At 52.3% G+C, this 457-nt stretch carries 1 protein-coding gene; it reads right to left on the bottom strand.

The genetic code is table 11. The features are described 5' to 3' along the window. Positions 1-430, bottom strand: a 430-nt coding sequence (locus tag EN804_RS34605; RefSeq protein WP_348642790.1) for a PH domain-containing protein, incomplete at its 3' end; no start/stop codon positions are given. Between the last annotated feature and the right edge of the window lie 27 nt (positions 431-457).

The following is a 457-nucleotide window of genomic DNA, read 5'->3' as shown; positions in this document are numbered from 1 at the left end:
GGAGGGCTTTGGCGCGATTGATTTCGGCTACAACCGTGTCAGTTGGGGTTACATCAATCGTCTGCCCTGAGACCAAAGCTGGTGCTTGGGCTTGTGGCTGCTGAGCGGCTTGCGGAAAGCCATGGAAATTGATCCCTCCTGATGCAGCGCGCTTCTCTTCCAATGTCCGGACACGGCGCTTTTCTTCCCATGCGTGTTCCTGCGCCTGAGAATAGGTATAGAGCTTTGCAGCGGTTTCAGGATCGACACCAGACACATTCATTGTTCCGGCGGGAGGGTTGATGAAAGAGAAGGACAGGGATGCGCCAAACAGGGCTGGCATAATGTTCTCATCCATTTTCGCATCCTGTAAATCCTTCCACTGACGGTCCATCATTTGATAGCCCCCAAGGATTTTAGGCTGAACAAAGATAACCCGGCTATTCGTCATGAAGATCGCTAGTCTGCGCTGGAAAAG

The sequence above is a fragment of the Mesorhizobium sp. M8A.F.Ca.ET.161.01.1.1 genome (assembly GCF_004792105.1).
Classification (GTDB): Bacteria; Pseudomonadota; Alphaproteobacteria; order Rhizobiales; family Rhizobiaceae; genus Mesorhizobium.
The sequence above is the reverse complement of the archived record's forward strand: the minus strand, read 5'-3'. Positions and strand labels throughout refer to the sequence as shown.